The sequence below is a fragment of the Nitrospirota bacterium genome, assembly GCA_020846775.1.
In the GTDB taxonomy this organism is placed as follows: Bacteria; Nitrospirota; 9FT-COMBO-42-15; order HDB-SIOI813; family HDB-SIOI813; genus RBG-16-43-11.
This window is the reverse complement of record JADLDG010000031.1, coordinates 1-21,434: the sequence shown is the minus strand read 5'-3', so window position 1 is coordinate 21,434 and position 21,434 is coordinate 1. Positions and strand designations below refer to the sequence as shown.

General features: G+C 46.8%; 12 protein-coding genes. 11 read left to right on the top strand and 1 reads right to left on the bottom strand.

Annotation, left to right across the window (positions count from 1 at the left end):
• Window positions 1-26 precede the first annotated feature (26 nt).
• From recR to IT392_04760, 7 genes are all read left to right on the top strand, one after another.
• On the top strand, window positions 27-623 hold the full coding sequence (gene recR, locus IT392_04790; GenBank protein ID MCC6543803.1) for a recombination protein RecR: 597 nt from the start codon (window positions 27-29) through the stop codon (window positions 621-623).
• A 22-nt stretch (window positions 624-645) separates the two neighbouring features.
• Complete coding sequence (locus tag IT392_04785; GenBank protein MCC6543802.1) at window positions 646-1,005, top strand: PilZ domain-containing protein; 360 nt, start codon at window positions 646-648, stop codon at window positions 1,003-1,005.
• A gap of 219 nt (window positions 1,006-1,224) precedes the next feature.
• Window positions 1,225-4,569 carry a hypothetical protein gene (locus IT392_04780; GenBank protein ID MCC6543801.1) on the top strand — a complete coding sequence of 1,115 codons (3,345 nt, stop codon included), beginning with the start codon at window positions 1,225-1,227 and terminating at the stop codon, window positions 4,567-4,569.
• A 113-nt stretch (window positions 4,570-4,682) separates the two neighbouring features.
• Complete coding sequence (locus tag IT392_04775; GenBank protein MCC6543800.1) at window positions 4,683-6,383, top strand: hypothetical protein; 1,701 nt, start codon at window positions 4,683-4,685, stop codon at window positions 6,381-6,383.
• 336 nt (window positions 6,384-6,719) lie between these two features.
• The gene (locus IT392_04770; GenBank protein ID MCC6543799.1) at window positions 6,720-7,190 is read left to right on the top strand and encodes a hypothetical protein; all 471 of its coding nucleotides are present in this window, start codon (window positions 6,720-6,722) and stop codon (window positions 7,188-7,190) included.
• 56 nt (window positions 7,191-7,246) lie between these two features.
• Window positions 7,247-7,936: an outer membrane beta-barrel protein gene (locus IT392_04765; GenBank protein ID MCC6543798.1), complete on the top strand. Its 690-nt coding sequence runs from the start codon at window positions 7,247-7,249 to the stop codon at window positions 7,934-7,936.
• Window positions 7,937-8,445: 509 nt separating this feature from the next.
• On the top strand, window positions 8,446-18,006 hold the full coding sequence (locus IT392_04760) for a DUF1566 domain-containing protein (GenBank protein ID MCC6543797.1): 9,561 nt from the start codon (window positions 8,446-8,448) through the stop codon (window positions 18,004-18,006).
• Between the two features lie 320 nt (window positions 18,007-18,326).
• On the opposite strand, the gene IT392_04755 is transcribed toward IT392_04760, so the two are convergent.
• The gene (locus tag IT392_04755) at window positions 18,327-18,563 is read right to left on the bottom strand and encodes a DUF433 domain-containing protein (protein ID MCC6543796.1); all 237 of its coding nucleotides are present in this window, start codon (window positions 18,561-18,563) and stop codon (window positions 18,327-18,329) included.
• Window positions 18,564-18,926: 363 nt separating this feature from the next.
• On the opposite strand from IT392_04755, the gene IT392_04750 reads away from it, so the two are divergent.
• From IT392_04750 to IT392_04735, 4 genes are all read left to right on the top strand, one after another.
• Window positions 18,927-19,211, top strand: a complete 285-nt coding sequence (locus IT392_04750) for a type II toxin-antitoxin system RelE/ParE family toxin (GenBank protein ID MCC6543795.1) — start codon at window positions 18,927-18,929, stop codon at window positions 19,209-19,211.
• A gap of 12 nt (window positions 19,212-19,223) precedes the next feature.
• Window positions 19,224-19,529 (top strand): HigA family addiction module antidote protein, encoded by a 306-nt coding sequence (locus IT392_04745; GenBank protein MCC6543794.1) that lies wholly within the window; start codon window positions 19,224-19,226, stop codon window positions 19,527-19,529.
• A gap of 343 nt (window positions 19,530-19,872) precedes the next feature.
• On the top strand, window positions 19,873-20,313 hold the full coding sequence (locus IT392_04740) for a hypothetical protein (GenBank protein MCC6543793.1): 441 nt from the start codon (window positions 19,873-19,875) through the stop codon (window positions 20,311-20,313).
• A 13-nt stretch (window positions 20,314-20,326) separates the two neighbouring features.
• Window positions 20,327-21,434: M6 family metalloprotease domain-containing protein (locus IT392_04735; GenBank protein ID MCC6543792.1), on the top strand; the 1,108-nt coding region annotated here is incomplete at its 3' end.

The window sequence follows — 21,434 nt, the reverse complement described above, 5'->3', positions numbered from 1 at the left end:
TATGAATATCCCCGGGCTGATGTAATATGAATAGCGTCAGTTCATTTAACAGGCTTCTTGAAGAGCTTAAGAAACTCCCAGGCGTAGGCCAGAAGACTGCGCAAAGATTTGCCTTTTTTCTATTAAAGATGCCGCCCGCTGAGGCAAAGGCCATAGGGCAGGCGATCATTGATATTAAAGATAAAAGCCGGTTTTGTTCTGTTTGCAACAATATTACGGAAGATGACCCGTGCAGTATATGCCGTGATGTTAAGAGGGACAGGAGCAAGATCCTTGTTGTAAAAGAACCGAGTACGCTTTATACTATAGAGAGGACAGGGGGATATAAGGGTCTTTATCATGTCATGATGGGTGCCCTGTCACCCCTTGATGGAATTGGACCAGAAGATATAAAGATTGATGGGCTGTTGAAAAGGATGGAGAATAATGTTGTTGAAGAGCTTATTCTTGCTATGGACCCTGACATGGCAGGCGAGGCGACCGCTATGTACCTGACCAGGCTTATTAAACCTATGGGCATTCATGTAACCCGCATAGCATATGGTATTCCCGTCGGCAGTGACATTGAATATGCAGATGAACTTACCCTCGTCAAGTCATTAGAAGGACGAAGAGATATCTAACAGCTTTCATCCGGGGGGACTTATGATAACTAACAAGCGAAAACATAAAAGGGTAAGTTTCATAAAAGAGATAGACATCCAATGTCCGCATGATGAAATTATAAGTGCCATAGTTGTCAATATCAGCCGCAGCGGGCTTGCTACATATTGCAATAAACGACCTGAAGTCGGTTGTGAGGTAGCTGTAAACCTCCAGTTTGCTGATGAATATAAAGTAGACAGGGCAGAGGTAGTTATAGGAAAGGTCTGCTGGGTAAAATCGCTTGAAGACTTCTACGCTGCCGGGATACAATTTGAGTCCTTAAACGAACACAAACATTTTATGACACTTGCCTATCTGGATTATGCTGAGGGGTTTGAACAGCCCTACTTGAGCGAATGACTGCCGATATCACCTTCATATAGCCTCCTGATGTCATACCTGACATCCCGAACCTTGTTCTGAACTTGTTTCAATTCAAATAACTGTCTTACCAGTCCTTAGATAGGTTCAGTTTATGGACATTGTTAACGTCTAACCTATTGACTCTACGTATCTATTAATGCTATAAATGGACAGCTATCGATGCAGATATTTTTGTGATTACTAACGCGGAGTCTAATGAAGCAGACAAGTGTTCCAATTGCCAAGATCAGTCCGCCATCTATATCAGAAGTATTTACCCGTAAGCGCCTGTTCAAGATTATAGACAGCAAACGCAGACGGCCTGTCATCTGGATCTGCGGCCCACCCGGTGCAGGAAAAAGCACTCTTGTGGCAAGCTACCTTAAAGATCGCAAGCTCCCCTCTCTCTGGTACCGTCTTGATGAAGGGGATAATGACATTGGCAGCTTTTTCTACTTCATGGGGCTTGCGGCAAATAGGATAACTTCAAGCAAGGCGCATTCGCCACTGCCACTTTTTTCTCCTGAATACCTGCCTGCTCTTTCCACCTTCACAAGACGCTATTTCAGGGAGCTTTATGGACGGTTGAAAAGGCCTTCTGTTATGGTACTTGATGACTACCACGAGGTTCCAGCACCTTCACTCTTTCACCATGTCATCTGGAATGGAATAGAGGATGTTATTGACGGTATAAGTATCATCATTGTCAGCCGTCACGATCCGCCGGCCTTAATGGCCCGGCCACAGGCCAGAGGAATGCTGGAGATTATAGGAAGAGATGTCCTTAACCTGACAATGGAGGAATCGAGGGGGATAGTGTGGTCTAATAAACCTGGAAAACTGATGTCGGAGGATATGATACGTCATCTTCACAAAAGATCAGGGGGGTGGACAGCAGGTCTTGTATTGTTATTAAGAGAAGGACAGACTGTGAATCATGCTGCTGAAATGTCTACCATGCGGGCCCCTGAGGTCGTCTTTGACTATCTTGCAGGGGAGATATTTAATAAGTCGAATTGCCAGACTAAAGACTTTCTCTTAAAGACCGCCTTCCTTCCCATGATGACCATACAGATGGCTAACGAGATTGCCGGTATAGCAGACGCAAAGGGTCTTCTATCTTCCCTCCACAGGGACAATTGCTTCACAGAAAAGAGCTCCATAGGGTCTTTTTATGAGTATCACACACTCTTCAGAGAGTTTCTCATCTCGCGTGCGGAGAGGGAGTTTTCCAGAGAGGAGCTCTTCCATATAAAGCAGAATGGTGCAAGGCTTCTTGAATCTTCAGGTCAGGCAGAAGAGGCAGTGAGCTTTTTTATAGAGGCCGGTGACTGGGACGGGGCAACGCGAGTGATCTTAAACCATGCCCCGGAACTAACAGCCCAGAGACGCGGGCAGACGCTGACAGACTGGCTGACCCTCCTGCCGCAGGAGATAACAGATAAGAATCCATGGCTCCTCTACTGGCGGGGTGTCTGTTATATGCTGATTAATTCAGGCCAGGCCCGGGACTGTTTCGAGAGGGTATTTTCGCTTTTTTGTAGCCGGGAAGATAAAGCCGGTATATTTCTATCCTGGTGCGGTGTGGTAGATACTATATTTCATTCATTCAACAACTTCGCACAATTAGACCCATGGATCGCCCTGCTGGATGAGATGATGACAAGGTATCCAGTCTTTCCATCTTATGAGATTGAATCCCGCGTGACCTACACCATCTTTGAGGCGCTTCTCTTCAGAAACCAGATGCATCCGGATTTTCACAGATGGGCTGAGAAGGCTTTTCAGATATTTCAAAAGGACCATACAGGTAGAAGAGATTACCCTCCCATCCAAGGGGAGGGGCAGGCCTGCCCTGAGAGAATTCGAAGGGGTGGGGATGGGTTAACCAAGGTATTTTCAGCTAACCCTGATGAAGCCCTAAGGGTGGAGGTCGTGTTCTTCCTTGTGTTTTATTGCCATCTAAAAGGGGAATTTGCCAGGGCATCTATCCTGATCCATGAACTAAGGGAATCAACAAGTACTTTGCCGGAGGCGCCACCATTGTCTTTACTGGTATGGAAGGCTGCAGAGGCATTTCACTACTGGCTGACAGGGTCGAAGGATACGGCCATTGATGCAGTAAATACAGGGCTGCTGATTTCAAGGGAAACAGGGGTGCATCACATGGACTACATCCTGCTGGGACAGGGTATTTCTTGCGCCCTCTCGTCCGGTGACATGGTAACTGCAAAAATGTTTCTCCGGGAGATGGTATCAGTCCTCAACAGGGGGACACAAAATGACAGATGCTTCTATTATTACCTGGTTGCCTGGGATGCGATGCTTCGGGGAGACATCCCTCATGCAATCCAGCATGCCGAAACCAGCCTAAAACAGTGTGGGGAACTTGGCGCTCCATGGCAGGAGTTTTTATCCCGGTTATTATTGACCAATCTTCTTCATGAGAAGGGTGATGACAGGATGGCACGTGCGAATCTCTCCAGGGCAAAAGGTTTTGCGGGAAAGGCAGGAAGCCCGTTTTGCGAATACATGTATCTCCTGACAAATGCCTGGTTTTTACTGAATCGCAATAATAGGGAGAAGGGCCTTAATCTGCTTAGGCAGGCCATGTCCATCGGGAGGGAGAAGGGACTGGTCAACTTCTGGGGCTGGCGGTCTGATGTCATGTCAAGACTCTGTGCAACTGCCCTTGAGGCAGGAATCGAAGTGGACTATGTCCGTGAGCTTATATTGAAGCGGGGATTGACTGCCGATCCGAAATCCCTTCATATAGGCAACTGGCCCTGGCCGTTGAAGGTCTACACCATGGGGAGGTTTTCTATTAAGAGGGACGGTGAGTTGATAAGGTTTACAGGTAAGTCACAGCGTAAACCCATGGAGATGCTGAAGGTGCTCATTACACTGGGGGGACGAAATATAAAGGAAGACAAGATGAGGGATACCCTATGGCCTGAGGCAGACGATGAAGATGCCGCACATTCATCCTTTACTACAACCCTGTCCCGTCTGCGCAAACTGATCGGCCAAGAGGCCGTTACTCTTTCTGAAGGAATGCTGTCCCTCAATCCCCGATATTGCTGGGTAGATGTGTGGGTACTCGAACGCCTGCTTACCGAAGCAGAAACAAGCAAATATTCCCCCACTTTATTAAAGGGGGGTGAGGGGGGATTGTTAGATAACAAACTTATCCGACTCTACCACGGCCCATTCCTGTGTGAGGAAGAATCCAACTGGGCCCTCCCCCTCCGCGAACGCCTGTCCTCAAAGTTCATCCGATATATTCGTACCAGCGGGCGCCTGCTGGAGCAGGCAGGAGAATACGAACAGGCCATCACCCTTTATCAGAAAGGCATTGAGGCAGACCCTTTGGCCGAGGGATTATACCGCTGTCTCATGGCCTGTTATCACACCACCGGCAGCCACGCTGAGGCCGCAGCCGTTTACCGCCGCTGCCAGAAGACCCTGTCTGCAATGCTCGGAATCCTGCCGTCGGCAAAGACCGACGGGCTGTATTTGCATATTAAGAATTTTAACAGCTTGAAAAAAAGTTGGCAATAGATTGAATTGCCTGACTGAAAAAATATTTATAAAAAGCCCGAATCTGTGACCAATCTGTGACTTTTGATGTGATATAATGTTGCCTATTTGAGTAGGCAGCGATTGTATTACCTATGCTACGAATCTCTTTTTCTATGTGGGTGTTGTTTTTTATTTCCATAGGAACACTATCCCTCTATTTCTACCTCTTGTTCTGGAAGAACCGAAAGCTTCTTAAAAGATTGTTTGAGGTTACTGGCCCCAAAGAATGGGGCCTTGCCGCCTACATGGTTATCGGGCTTGCCCTGATTACCGGGGGTGTATATTTTGTTCCCGATGTTCCAGATCCCAGGGCCGCTCCGGTTTTCCAGAGCGGCCTTGAAGCTATTCTGTTTGCCCTGAGCTGGGGAATCCTGTTTTTTCTGGTCACCATCTCTTATGGCTTTTTTAAAAAAAGCAGGCAGCCTGAGTTCTACTTGCTTGGCCTTTTGATCTTTTTCGGGATATTCAGTCTAATCTACTATCCTTTAATCCATAGCGATTACGGAAGCCAGTTCATCCATGGCCTGCTGGTCGTTGGGGTTTTGCTTGTTTTATCGGTCGATCAATTGTCAATGGGTGCGCATATTCATCGTTTTATCTGGGGAATTTCCTGGTTTGTTCTCTCTGCCTTTTTCTTATGGCTTCTTTTCACCGGGATCTCGGCCATATTTCGTCTTGAACCAAGGCCTGAGAAAGCCCTCCTTTACACCTGGTTTGTATTTGCCGGGGCCGTCTGGCTCTGGATTGAAGGGTTGCTTGCCTCTGGTCGAAAATGCGAGGAATCTTCCGTAGAACCTGCTATCTCTTCTGGGTCCAGGCCGCCCAGAAGCGGTGAAGATCCTTCTAACATCCCTCTGAACGATATGCATCCAGTAGCGGAAACCGACAACATACAAGAGACCAGCCTTCATTCGGAGACTGATACCGATACAACTTTTTCTCTGCCGTCCCCTCCTCAAGAAGAACCGGTTTGCATCACAACAAGTTCCAACGAGATCCCACTTTTGCGATTATATTGTCTTGGGCCCTTTCATGTTGTTAGGGGGAAAGAGGCAATGGACGCAAAGGTCCTTAAGGCATATCAAAAACCATTGGAGATCCTTAAGTTTATTGCCATATCCCCCAATCGGGAGGTCTCAAGGGAGGAGATTCTGGATTATCTCTGGGAGCATTCGGAAGGAGACAAAGCAATAGTAGCGTTTCAAAAGGCCCTCAGCCGCTTGCGCGCTCTGCTCGATTGCACAGGGCTCAAGGAAAACAAAGAGAGTTATGTGCTTATGCAGGGAGGACGCTACTCTCTCCATCCCCATTATACCTGGGTGGATATAGAAGAATTTTCAAAGTATGTTAATACTGGGAAACACTACCGGGAAGATGGCTTGGATGATAAGGCCATCGTAGCCTTTAAAAAAGCGGACGAGCTTTGGCGGGGCCCTCTTCTGGAGGGACATGCTCCAAAAACCTGGTTGATCCTTCGGCGGGAGTTGATGGAAGAGACCTATACCGCCCTTCATATCGAGGCGGCGAAATTGCTTTTAAAGAACAAAGATTTCAGAACAGCTGAGAATTGTGTCAAGAAGAGTCTGGCAATCAATCCGGATTCTGAAGAAGGGGTAAGGATCATGGCACTGGCCCAATATGCCCAGAGTAAAAAGGTTGAGGCGCTGAAAAACCTTGATGATTTTAGCGGGCGCATGGGAAAAGAATTAAAAACTGAGCCCAGCCCAAAGTCGCAAAAACTCAAGACCCTGATTCGCCTGGATAAACCGATTAACCCGATGGAATGGATTTAAGGTGCAATAAATTAAGCCCATGTCCTGCAGAAATTTTAAAAATATTTGCTCTTCTCCCGCATAAAAGATATTAACCGTTTGATTTAATTTGTCAATTCCTTAAAACAGATTATTTCCAATCCGCCTTTTTTTCACGTCCCATGTCCCGTAAATGTCCTGTGGACTGTGGTAGGTTATGTCAAAAAAATAAACGGCTATAAGAGTTAAGGAAAGGGGGTGGGGGAAAATTTATTATTCAATTAATAATCATTATCGTTACTTGAGAATTGATAAATAAGCTTGGTAGATTTTAAGATTCGGTTACTAACCCAAATTAAATATAGAGGAGGAATGTTTATGAAACAATCAAGCCATTTTCCATTACTGCCACCGAAGGCCTTGTGGAAGGCCCCTTTTATAATTCTGTTCGTCGTCCTTATTCTTGGGGGATGTGCTGGTAAAAGAATTCCGTTAGCATCGCAACCTGAAGATAATAGAACTTATAAAGCCCCTTACGGCAGGGTTTGGGACGCATTAACAAGCCTTTTGACAGAGGAAAATATAGCAATTGAAACCATCGACAAAAATTCCGGGGTCGTTAGAGGTTCTAAAAATACAGAATATGGCGGTCTTGATGCAGTATGGGGTCCTTACAAAAATAAGTTCGTTTTAAATATAATTGTCAAATCAATGACAGATAGTGAAACCACTGTGTCTATCAGGACAAATGTGGAAATGTGTAATCGGGCATGTAAACCCGATCCAAAAACTCCGCGAGCCACCGACTATGAAATTGGGCTTTATAACAAACTAAGTACTAAATTGTAACTATTACCATTTGAAGTACTGTAAGGCAATGAAATGAATAGGAAAGGAAACAGCAAATGAAGCGATTAATCGCCGTAGTGATGGGGATAATTCTCTGGTTCTTTGGCATTTGGACAATGATCGATACGGTACATGCCAAAAGCATTCAAGGAAGATATTCGATAGGAGCAAATGTAGCAGCTGTTGGCCCTGTAGCGCAAAATGACGCCGGACCTCTGGGATGGTTGGAATTGGATTCTTCCACAGGTTTCGGTTTTACCTTTACCCGCGGGTGGGGAGAAAATAGTGCTTTTGAAATTTCCCTTGATCGCTCTGCCCATGATGTAACCGCCACCAACTTAAACGATCCGATCGCTGAAGTAACCATGACTACCCTGATGGCCACTCTACAGTACCGGGGAAAGGCGGGGTCTCCAGGATTTTCCACCTTTTTTGGCATCGGGGCGGGGTATTCTTTAAATTCTTCGGAGTTTTCCTCCCAGGTAAAAGAAGAATGTCGGGCCTTAAGCGTCACCTGCTCCTTTGAGACTGATAATTCTGTTGCGTTTCACCTCCAGGGCGGAACGGACTATTTCTTCAATGACGATTGGGCCCTATCATTTGAGGGTGGCTTTACATACAGCAAAGCAAGTTCAAATCATGACCTTACAATAAGTAATGGTTTTACTACCGTAACGGAGAAAGGGACCGATGATCTTGACCTTCATCGCTTTGATCTGCGGGTCGGGGTTAAGTATTACTTCTAAAGAGGGGGCTATTAGATGAGGTGGACAAGATAACGTATAAAGATAGTCAGGAAATGTTTTTTGAAGGGAAAGACATTGGAAGGAGCGGGGTAATATGTTATGGATTGACGGGCCGAGAAATTTAAGCCAAAATTACCCCTTAGACTCTGAGATAAGTCTCACCTCTTAAAATCAAAAAATATTTCAAAAAAGCCCGAATATGTGACCAATCTGTGACTTTTGGTGTGTTATAATGTCGGTCAAAATGAAGCTGATATCTTATTAGGTTAAGGGGATCTATTGTCGTTCTGGCGACTACAGTTATAACTTTGAAGGAGGGTTTTCAAATGAACTCGGCTAATAGAATATGTTCGTGGTTAATGAGAATAATGCCTAACATTATTTCAGGGCGATCTCTCTATCGCCTTATTGTTATCTTAGCCGTAAGTTTTTGTATAAGCCTCTTTGCCGGACAAACTAGTAGGGCATCGACCTCTGAGACAGTGCTTAGAGCCGTTCCGGATGTAGGCATGCAGGCTGGTATGTCCTGGCCCAGTCCAATAGAGATACAAACTGGAGTTATAGATGAAACTACAAAGTCAAAGGTTCAAGAGTCCTACGGCAAGCTACCCCTTTTCTTCATTCGAAATAATGGTCAGATTGATGAAAAGGTCAAGTTCTATGAGAAGGGGAGTGGCAGAACTACATTCTTTACAAAAGACAGCGTTTCCATATTATTAACGAACACGAAACAGGCACTAAGCAGCAGGCGGAATGATACCCCCGATGTAGGCAAAGACTTTAGTTTGTATACTACGACAGAGACAGGCAAGAATACTGTCATCGAGAATTCCAATGTTCCACTTGGCGTTGCAAACGAAGCAAAGCAATCTAAAACATTGCCGTCTCTCCACATGGGAGATGGCCAGGGTGAGGGTGATCACAGCCGCACCTCCGAAGTTGTCAAACTCATTTTTCTCGACGCTAACAAGAATCCGGAAATCATTGCAGAGGATATTCAGGAAGGCATAGTCAACTACTTCATCGGAAACGACCCTGCAAAATGGCGCACCAACATATCCACCTACAGTGCTGTAATCTATAAAGAGATTTATCCCGGTATTGATATCAAATTTTACGGTAACAACCGGCAGATGGAATACGACATCATCGTCAAGCCTGGCTCAGACCCATCCAGTGTGAGATTTGCCTATGAGGGGATACAAGATCTTAAGGTAGCAGATAATGGGGACCTCGAAATAGTCCTAGCGGAAGGAAGTATCATCCAGAAGAAGCCAGTCATCTATCAGGAGATAGACGGAAAGCGGATTGCGGTGGATGGAAGGTTTGTCATTGCAAGAGGGGACGTTACATCAATACTTGCGGTGAGCCAAAGCCATGAGCGAAGCGAAGGTGAAGCAAATCAATCCAAGATATTACCCTCCCCATCGCACTCTTTATCATATAACCCCTCTCCCCTTGCGGGAGATGGCAAGGGTGAGGGGCACTCAGGAAGCCTCTCCCGACAATTTGCCTACAGCTTTGAGGTGGATGACTATAAAAAAAACCATCCCCTCATTATTGACCCAATCCTCTCCTATTCCACATACTTGGGAGGGAGTGGCGAAGATGAAGGTTGGGCGGTTGCAGTGGATGGTTCTGGGAATGCCTATGTCACGGGGAGGATATCTTCGACCAATTTCCCCGTCACCTCAGGGGCGTATAATACAACAATCAATGGGAGTTATGATGTGTTTGTTTTAAGACTCAATAACACAGGTTCAGCCCTCGTTTACTCCACTTTCATTGGGGGTAGTGGAGATGATTGGGGCTGGAACATTGCGCTGGATGGCTCAAGCAATGCTTATGTAACGGGGATGACATCCTCAACCAATTTCCCCGCTACCCCTGGGGCGTATGACACGACATTCAATGGGACTTATGATGTCTTTGTGTTAAAGCTTAATACCACGGGCTCGGCCCTCACCTACGCCACCTTTATTGGTGGAAGTAGCAGTGACTATGCCTATGGCATTGCGGTAGATAGCGCTGGGACTGCCTATGTCACGGGGGTGACATATTCAACCAACTTCCCTGCCACAGTCGGCGTGTATGACATGACATTCAATGGGGGTAATGATGTATTTGTGTTAAAGCTCAATGTCATGGGATCAGCCCTTGGCTATTCTACCTTCATCGGGGGGAGTGGTGACGATAGAGGAGGTGGCATTGCGGTAGATGGCTATGGGAATGCCTATATCACTGGGATGACATCCTCAACCGATTTTCCGGCCACCCCTGGGGCGTATGACACGACATTCAATGGGACTTATGATGTCTTTGTGTTAAAGCTTAATACCACGGGCTCGGCCCTCACCTACGCCACCTTTATTGGTGGAAGTGGTCATGATGGGCCTGGAGCTATCGAGGTAGATAGCTATGGGAATGCTTATATCACCGGGGGTACATTCTCATCCGATTTCCCCGTTACCATCGGGTCTTATGATACGACATTCAACGGGGATGCGGATGTCTTTGTGCTAAGACTCAACGCCACAGGTTCAGCCCTCGTTTACTCCACCTTTATTGGGGGGAATGGCTATGATTGGGGTGCTGACAGTGTAGTGGATGGCTCAGGTAATGCTTATGTCACGGGGTTGACTTCCTCAACCAATTTCCCCGTCACCTCAGGGGCGTATAATACAACAATCAATGGGAGTTATGATGTCTTTGTGTTGAGGCTCAATGCCACGGGTTCGACCTTTACCTACTCCGCATTCATCGGGGGGAGTAGCGATGATAGGGGGTTTGGTATAGCGGTGGATGGCTCAGGTAATGCTTATGTCACGGGGAGGACGTATTCGACTAATTTCCCCGCTACCCCTGGGGCGTATGACACGACATTCAATGGGACTTATGATGTCTTTGTGGTGAAATTTGGAGAATTATCGCATTCTATTTCAGGAACAGTAACAGCAAATGGCTTGGGCCAACCCGGAGTGACCATGACCCTCAGCGGCGCTGCCTCCGCCGTGACGATCACAGCGGCCGATGGGACCTACAGTTTCTCCGGCCTTGCCGATGGAGACTATACGATCACGCCCACTTTGGGCGGATACACCTTTAACCCTGTCAATTATCCTGTAATAGTTGTCGGAGCGGATATGACCGGGATAGACTTTACGGCCTACCAGTCCGGGACCTTTTCAGTAGGTGATCTCGCAGGCAACTGGAACTTTCATCTGCTCACATCAGGGGACAGTCCTCAGTGGCTTGGGTGGGCACATGCTGATGTAAACATTGACGGAGCTGGAAACTATGCCTTCTCTAATTACTTGAATAGCGGTGGTGATACCAGTCAGAGTTCAACTACAGGGACAATGAATATTGATAGTAACGGAGTAGTAACCTTACCAGGACAGCCATCATATCATGCTGTGATGTCCTTAGACACCAATACAATTGTAGGCACAATGAATGACGGGGGCGGGGGATATGACCTTATAATTTTTCAGAGAAGCGGAAGCGGCTTTACCCAGAGTGACCTCGCCGGTGACTGGTATGTACACGTATTAGTATCTGGTGACAGCCCGCAATTAGTTGGATGGGCACACTGGGATACGAGTATTGATGGAGCTGGCAATTGTGTGGGGTCTAATTATCTGAACATCAGAGGTGATACAAGTCAAAATTCAACATCATGTACTATGAATATTGACAGCAGCGGGATGGTGACTTTCGTTGGCTCAACATCATTTCATGCCGTGATGTCCATAGACAAAAATACGATTGTCGGGACTATGGATGACGGCGGTGGAGGGTATGATCTCTTCATATTGCAGAGGAGGGGAAGTAATATTGTCCAGAGCGACATTGCAGGCAATTGGAGTTTGCACGGCCTGCTTTCCGGTGATGCCCCGCAGAGAAGCGGATGGGTTCATGGGAATTTCTTAATTGATCCTTCTGGAGGTTATACCGCATCGGCGACGTTTAGCTATGGAACAGAAGAGTTTGCTCCCGGTACTTTCACTATAGATACAAATGGAGTAGCAACTGAGACAGGTAATCCTTACTTACATGGAACAGTAGGACTCAATAAGGATCTTATTATCTTTACTCAATGGAACGGAGTTGATGGTTATATGCTCGGGGTCATGACGAGAAGATCTGCTTACTCTGGAAATAATAACGTCATTCAACTTCCCCGAACCGGACAGACAACATGTTATGACCCAAGCGGGACGGTTATTTCCTGTGCAGGAACAGGGCAGGATGGAGACATACAGGCAGGTATTCCCTGGCCTGATCCACGATTTATAGACAACGGTGATGGCACAGTTACTGATGGACTGACTGGCCTGATGTGGACACAGGATGGCAATGCACCAGGGCCATCTGCATGTTCTCCTGGCACCACAAAGACATGGCAGGTTGCTCTGGATTATGTGGCATGTCTGAATTCCAACAATTTCCTCGGCTACTCTGACTGGCATCTACCCAATGTCAATGAGCTTGAGAGCCTGATCAATGCAGGACAAAGCGATTCGACTGCTTGGCTGAACACGCAGGGATTCATCAATGGGCAATCTTACTACTACTGGTCGTCTACAGCATACGCCAGATACCCGATTGCAGCGTGGAAAGTCGGTATGTGGAATGGCCGTACGGACGCTGACAATAAGTCCAGCAACGGCTACGTGTGGCCAGTTCGTTCCGAACAGTCCGGGGTGGCACAACTTTGGGAGACAGGGCAGACGACTTGTTATAATAGCGTCGGAAGTTTAGTTTCCTGCACAGGGACAGGACAGGACGGGGAGATCCGAGCGGGTGTGTCATGGCCAAGTCCGAGGTTCACTGTTGGCACAGGAACAGAGGCCGATTGTGTCACAGACAATCTGACTGGTCTTATGTGGGTAAGGTCACCAGACAGTGTTACAAGAACATGGCAGCAGGCAATAGATTACGCCAATGGCCTGATTCTATGTGGTTATGATGACTGGCACCTTCCAGATCGAAAAGAAATGAATAGCCTTACTGATTTTTCACGATATAATCCGGCTTTGCCGTTAGGATACCCATTTATGAATGTGCAGTTTTCTTACTGGACGTCTACTTCACGAGTTGCCAGCAGCTCGAACTACGCGTGGAACATCGATGTGTGGGATGGCTTAATGAGCGCTGTCCATAAGTCCGGCGACGACTACATGTGGCCAGTACGTTCCGGACAGGTTGGCCCTTCGGTTCATTCAATCATTGGAACCGTGACTGAGAATGGCGCGGGATTAGGCGGGGTAACTGTGACGCTGAGCAGTGATGCCTCTGCCAATGTCATCACCGATGCCAATGGTAACTACAGTATCAACGGCCTTACCGATGGAAACTATACGATAACACCTGCTTTAGGCGGATATACCTTTAACCCTGTCAACATTCCTTTAACAGTAGCCGGAACGGATGTGACCGGGATAGACTTTACGGCTGTGCGTACCGACTCTGACAACGACGGCATGCCTGATGACTGGGAAACATCACACGGCTTGAATCCCAATGACCCGTCTGATGCGACTCAGGATTCTGATAAGGATGGCTTGACCAACCTGCGCGAGTGGCAGTTGGGTACAGACCCTCATAACCGTGATACGGATGGAGATGGCATGCCTGATGGATGGGAGGCGGCCCACAACCTTGATCCTTCTGATGACGGGACTATTAACCCTGTCAACGGCCCGGCTGGCGATCCGGACGGTGATGGTGTGGATAATATTTCGGAGTATAAATATAACCAGAATCCACGTCAGGTAAACCTTGTTGAGGTTGCAGTGGATCCGGAAACGGCTGCTGTCTCCATCGGCGGGAGCAATTCTTTCGAGGTGATGGTGCGCAATTCCCGCCTTTTCCCGGATACGTTATCCATTACCGTAGAAGGACTGGATCCATCCTGGTACACCCTTTCTGACACGGAGATAATGCTTCTTGCAGGTGAGGAACGACGGATATTGCTATCCATACATCTGCCAGAGGATTGTGAAATGCCTCTTCTTGGCTATCCGTTTGTTGTAAGGGCTACGCCTCTCATCGGTATCGGGGTTACAGACAGCGCCATTCTTAAAGTAGTCAGAGACCCCATAATTTCAGATATAACCCCCGGTGTTGATGATATGCTTTCATCAAATCAGATGAGTGTCCAGTGGCTGACAGATTCCCCCGGTACTACCGAGGTATTCTACCGCACCGGATCAGAGGCAGGCTTCACACAGGCTGACGGTGCCTTCGGCACAGGACATCAGGCGAGCATTGACAGCCTGGCCTGGTACAGCAGTTATGACTGGTATGTCCATACACAGTCTGCCTGCGGTGAGTCACAATCCGGAATGCGCTCTGTATTTATCTCAGCAGGTATTGTCTTTGATGATGCGCCTTATGTATTTAACATAGAGCGGGATTATGAACAGCCTGCATATATCACGGTGCGAAACATAGACACAGCGGCACATGACCTGCTGCTGACTATACTTAATCCCTCACCTGACCTTATTGCAGGCTTTCGTGGTGATGGGAGTATAGATCAGGTGATATCGCTCCCCGCAGGTGAGGTAAGGACCGTTGAGGTGGCCTTCCACGCACAGGATGCAAGGGCCTCTCAATACTCCATGCAATTTAAGGTCATTACTGACCCTGAATCCCCCCGTCCTGTTGTGGCCTATGCCCCAGTGACGGTATATGTGCGCCAGCCGGTGTTTAATCTCCAGATCACAGAGGTTTCAACGGATCCTTCGACATTAACGGCTGCTTACAGGGTCACAAACCTTGGAGACCCTGTTACAGACCTCGTGGTGACGACTGATGATTTGAGCCGTCCGCATATCCTGATGCAGCCTGCGATTAACCATGGAGAGCTGCGTTCAGGAGAATTTGTGGATATTGTATTGATGGCAGATAAGGATCTTTCAGGTCTGCTGCTGGCAAGGACAGGCATGGGAGAGACAAGTTATCCGATCACGATCGGGTGCGGGGAAGGAAAGACTGTCTACCTTGCTCCTGTTCCGCCGCAGACTCTGTGCCTGAATATCAGGGATGCCTATTGTCAGAACGTACCTAACTTTACACTGGCATTTAATACGCCACAGGGATTGACGCAGGATAATATAGACAGGGCCGGCCTCTATGCGAGTTTTTATGCAAGGAATCCAGGCTATAGCCTCAGTCCTTATGATACATTCTTTTCTTTGAATGAGAAGCCTGTAATGAGCCTTTTAAACCAGGTGCCAGTCGGAGAAAAGGGGGCATTGTTCCCTCCGGATATCCTCAACTATGCCCAGAGCGGCATTGCCCGAAACTCTGTCAGAGTGGCTACTCAACATATGAATGGCGGGCATTACCGTGCGAACTCGGACTTTACAGTGGCGATGGATGTAGTGTCACTTACAGTGCCTGTCTGTGCCGGATCAGAGGCAGAGGCAGCGACGCTGGTTCAACAACGGATAGCCCCTCTCTCCTGCAGCAGGGACCTTACAGCCCTTCCAGAGTGCCCGACGGTGAGCTCAGTACGCACGCTTGATCCTGGAACCGGTCAGGTAAAGACACGGTTTAATCCTGGAGAGACGGTGCGGGTGGAGGTGTCCCTGTTCAACCCGAGCCTCCTTGCCACAGGTAGCAGCCTTGTTGTCCGGTATGATGATGATCTCTGGGATGCGGTGCCAGCGGTTGAAACCGGGGTGTCAGAAGCCTTTATCGGAACCGGTGTGCATATATTCCATATTGATATTACGCCAGATCATGAGCCTGTATCGGGCAGCTACTGGATAGAGGTGGAGACATCGAATGGTGAATCATGCCTCGCGACTACAGGTTTTGCCACGCATATAGATATGGTCACTGATATTGATGGTGATGGCATCAGGGATACCATGGATAACTGTCCTTCTGATCCAAACCCCTATCAGACCAATACGGATGGGGATAGTATGGGTGATGCCTGTGACCCTGATGACGACAATGACGGGATTAGTGACGCAGATGAGATTGCAGCAGGCAGTAATCCCCTGAATGCAGGAAGTATCCCGGAGGTCTGCGACGGAGTGGACAATGATTTAGATGGATTGATAGACGAAGGGTTATTGAGCACCTACTACCGTGATGCAGATGGAGACACTTACGGCAATGCCTCGGAAACAATTCAGGCATGTACACTGCCAGCGGGCTATTCCGAGAACAGCACGGACTGCAATGACGCCATCGCCTCGATCAACCCTGGGGCTGCGGAGCTCTGTAATAATGTGGACGACAACTGTAACGGCCAGGTAGACGAGGGTGTGCTGAACACCTATTATCGTGATGCGGATGGAGATGCCTACGGCAATGCCTCTGAGGTTATTCAGGCATGTACACTGCCGGCGGGCTATTCTGTAAACGGCGCTGACTGTAATGACGCCATCGCCTCGATCAACCCTGGGGCTGCGGAGATCTGTAATAATGTGGACGACAACTGTAACGGCCAGACAGACGAGGGTGTACTGAGCACCTATTATCGTGATGCGGATGGAGATGCCTATGGAAATGCCTCTGAGGTTATTCAGGCATGTACATTGCCGGCGGGCTATTCCGAGAACAGCACGGACTGCAATGACGGCAACGCATCTATCAATCCTGGAGCTGCGGAGATCTGTAATGCTGTAGACGACAACTGTAGCGGTCAGGTAGACGAAGGTGTAAAAAACACCTACTACCGTGATGCAGATGGAGATACCTACGGTAGTGCAACGCTTACTACCCAGGCATGTACACAGCCCTCTGGTTATGTCTCTAACAGCACAGACTGCAATGATAACAATGCCTCAATCAAGCCCGGTGCAGCAGAGGCAGACAACGGTGTGGATGATAACTGTAACGGACAGGTGGATGAGGGTATTGTCAAAAAGGCAACTGCCCCTGATATAACCGTCAGCCCTGTAACGCTGCCGTTTGGCAGTGTAAATGTTGATTCCGCTTCAGAGAGGACGGTATCTGTAATAAATGATGGTGATGCTGGCCTTACCATTACGTCCATCACAAATCCGTCTTCATCATTCAGCAAGGTATCAGACAACTGCTCAGGCAAGACACTGTCTCCATCCTCAGGCTGTACAGTAACCATCAGGTTCTCACCTGGATTTGCCGGGGCATTCAACAGCAGCTTCAATATCCCGTCGAACGATCCGGATGAAAACCCTGTGACAGTATCTCTAACAGGTACAGGTGCCAGCGTTGGAAGTCCTGATATAGATGTCTCGTCAGTTGATCTTAGTTTTCCTAATATATTAAGCGGGATGACTGCTGATCAGGAGATAATGATAAGCAATAAGGGTAACAGCCCTCTTACGATATCGGGCATTACCGTACCATCCGGGCCATATAGCATAATTGCAGAGGAGGACAACTGTTCTAATCAGACCCTTGCACCAAATCAGTCGTGTAATATGAAGGTAAGGTTTGCTCCAATGGGATCAGGGACATTTAACTCAAGCCTTAATATCCAGTCGAACGACCCTGATGAGAACCCTATGACTGTAGCCCTTGGCGGTTCTGCAACACCAAACAATAATAAGCTGCCGACAAAGCCGAATCTTGCCAAACCTGAAAACGGTAGCAGCGGTATAGCCACGACATATACCCTGAAATGGGAGAAGTGTTCGGATACGGATGGAGACCACATTACCTACAGGCTCTTCATTGGCCAGGACCCGGGTTTTGCAGGAATAGATCCAATAATAGTGTCTGACACTTCAGGGAACAACCGTACTGCGAGGGCGGCGGGATTTTCAGCCGGTCTGATAGGGCTGCTGGGGATAATAGCCTTTGGAGGAATGTCAAGGGATAAGAAGAGGATAGGGCTTTTCATTGTGGCAGTAATATTTGCAGGAGGTTTGATCTTTACGTCATGTGGCAGTGGAACAGATAAGACCGGCAGCAATAACGTTGACGAAAAAAATTATATGACCTATACAGTAACCAATCTAAAGCCCAACACGACGTATTACTGGAAGGTAGTGGCAGATGATGGCAAGGGAGGTATGACGGAGAGTGATGATTATAGCTTCAGGACAGGGGAATAGGGGCAGGTGGAGATTACCTTATCCTGTGTAATAGGTCTGAATCACAAGAACTTAATGTGATTAAACATGTCTTCCGGGGTATACAGATCGTAAATAAGTATCAGGCCGCGAATTATGTTTCTGACAGGGGTCTGTTGCGGTGCGTAGACAATTCCCTTAAGAGGGAATCCGGCTGCTTGGAGGCGGGGAAAGTCGGCATCCTGTGAAAGACGGTGCGGCCTGTCTCGGCTGCAAATCTTAGGTACTCTTTCACGCCACGCCGTCGCAGAGTTTGAGAGACTAAAATAGAGACATGTTCATACATGTAAAACGTTAGTGGTTTATCCACCGATTTTGTCTTTCAGCTTGGATGAAGTTTTACGGCGCAGTTCAGCAACAAATGTTTCATTAGCCAGGATGGTCTCATCTATTTCTTTACGATAATCATAATAATATGTCAGAGCAACATATATAGCTGATAATGTGATGCCATGTTCAGTAGCGATTTCATCTACACTTGTTCCCATACGTTCATGTAATATAACGATATCCTGAACAGTAATTCGATGGCCTGCTATACGAGCCTTGCCCCCGAGTTCATACTATCCTCCATGTCCTTAAAATTCTTACCTCAACATTGTGTTAAAGTTCCTACTGCCTGGAAATAAAAAAAGTTAACCTGTCATAACGAAACCTCATATAACCCTCATAAACAGATTAGTTGTGCCATAACCAATCTTTCAGGACTGCGATAAATTGCTATTCCGGAGAGGGCATACTCAGCCCTATAGTTCACAGCAGAAGTTCAGTATGCTGTTACCTTTTTCTCCATCTTGCCAGGGAAATCAAATTTACCCGACGGAGTCACGATGTGCCATGTATGTCCTGACCCCTGGGCTATCCCTCTTGACATGTTATGTGTGACGTAATAGAGTGTAATAGTGATCCGGTCATTTCGATGTAAAGATACTGAGAAGATATTTAAAGATTGTAATGTCCAACGCTTTAGATCATTTGAACGTGTAGCTCGACGAAGACTACTGTATCTACATCGTGCCAGAAAGCTGGGGGACTTACGGATACCTCCTGGCAACAGGCTTGAAGCTCTTAAAGGTGACAGAAAAGGGCAGTACAGCATAAGGATAAATGATCAGTGGAGGATCTGTTTCGTGTGGCATAAAGGAGATGTATTTGATGTTGAGATTATAGATTATCATGATAAATAAGAGGAGGAGATCATGTCTAAAAGGATAAAATTACTTGAACCCATTCACCCTGGTGAAATTCTTATTGAAGAATTTATGAAGCCAATGGAGATCAGTATTAACCGTATATCCAGAGATATTGCAGTTCCAGCGAACAGGATAAGTGAAATAGTAAATGGAAAGCGTGCTATTACCGTTGATACTGCTCTTCGTCTTGGTAAATATTTTGGGGTATCACCTGAGATTTGGCTTGACCTTCAGTCTGATTACGATCTTAAGATTGCTTGGCGTACAATTTGGCCGGAGATAGAAAAAAAAGTACGCTCAATTGCGGCCTGAAAAAAGACTTTATTCTCACTGTATAACCACCGTCCTAATTGCCGTTACAGAACTGCCGGCGTCAGTACACATATGGCTTTATACTCCATGACCTCATGTATACGAGTTATATAAACTACAATATAAATAGCACAGCCATCTAGATAGATGGCTGTGTATAAACTCACGTTATTCGTAGCCCTCCATCCTTATGCTGCTTGCCAAAGTGGAGTTTCTGAGTGAGATAACAAATGACTTAAGTGTCATTATCCCGGAAAAAGTAAAGACAGAGGCCATCATATTATCTCCTGTATAGGCAGGGACATTCAACCGATAGTATTCCACGGGGGTGAGAACATTGATTATGGAAAATAATTTGAAGATAGTTGTTGAATATCGGGATATGTTTCTGCCTTACCAGAGAAGAATTTCTTTATGTCTCGTCCTGATCAGTCTATTTCTGTCATTTAACACAAAAAACAGTCTTGCCGTCCCTGCTGTGCCCAATGAATCTGTGATAGAAGGTACTGTGGAGGAATATTCCATAGTATCTTCTGAACTTCTGAATATTGTGCCGGAACAGCCGCTCTACAGAATAACCATTTTAATAGAATCTTACGAACATGTTGAAACCACAGCAGATTTCCTTAGAGACAAAAAAGGCAAGACTGTCCTGTTTTATTCCAAGGAGAAAATATCCCCTGAAATATTTGGTAAAAGAATCAGGGTAAAGGTTAGATTTTCCGGTGATGAGCTTGGGGGATTGTTCTGGATAAAAGAGATTGACGTGATCCCTGTTAATTAACGTAGATAGATAAATGGTAAAAAAGTTTATTATTTATTGTCTTTCGTTGTCAGTTTTAAGTCTATGGGTGTCGGGTGTTTCGTTTGCTGTACCAGCATCTCCACAAACCTCTGAGATTGTTCAGCCTGATGGAACAGTCATTAAAGTAAAGGTTAAAGGGGACGAATGGAACCACCGGATAGAAACGGTTGACGGTTATGTCGTCGAAAAGGCTAAGAACGGCAGATGGCATTATGTCTCCCGCTATGAAGGTGATACCCCGATTCTCAGCGATACGCTTGCTAACGAATTACCCAAACCTGATTTTCAAAGACATGTACGGCCCAGTCCTAATTTCAGAAAGGCCAATCCAAATTCAGGGTTAACTCAATCACCTGCAGTCAATGCTCTCAGCACCCCTTTGGCAGCCCCTTTTGGGACTTTCAATGGGAAGATACTGTTCATATTAGCTGAATTTACAGACAGGGCGGGGACCTATTCGGAAACCAGCTTTGCCTCATTATTGAGCAACAGGATAAATGACTATTTCAATAAGGCCTCTTACGGAAAGGTTAATTTGCAGCCTGCAAATGAGTCTTTCGGCACATCAAATAATGGCGTTATTGGATGGGTAAACCTGGGATATGCCCACCCGGATACAGGTGGCAATATAGGCAATCAGAACCAGAAGATAACAAAGGATGCTGTTACCGCAGCAGATCCTTATATTAACTATGCATCATTTGATATTAATGGTGACGGATACGTTGATACAAATGAACTGGCTATTGTAGTTATTGTTGCCGGTTATGAGAGATCATACAGTGCCAATTATACCCCTTCCGTATGGGGGCATAAATGGTCTATTACAAGTCCTCCTAAATTAGACGGTGTAATTGTTGGGGCTGATCACAACGGGGCTGGTGGATATGCTCAATTTGGCGAAATCCACAGGGGTTCATCCTCCGATGCACATCAGGCCACAATGGGCATTATGGTGCATGAAATGGGACATCTTATTTTTGCACTCCCTGATCTTTATGATACTGATTATTCATCAGAGGGGATAGGTTACTTCAGTGTCATGGCTGCCGGATCCTGGGGGAAATCTGCTTCAAATAGTTACTGGGGAGAGTCTCCGG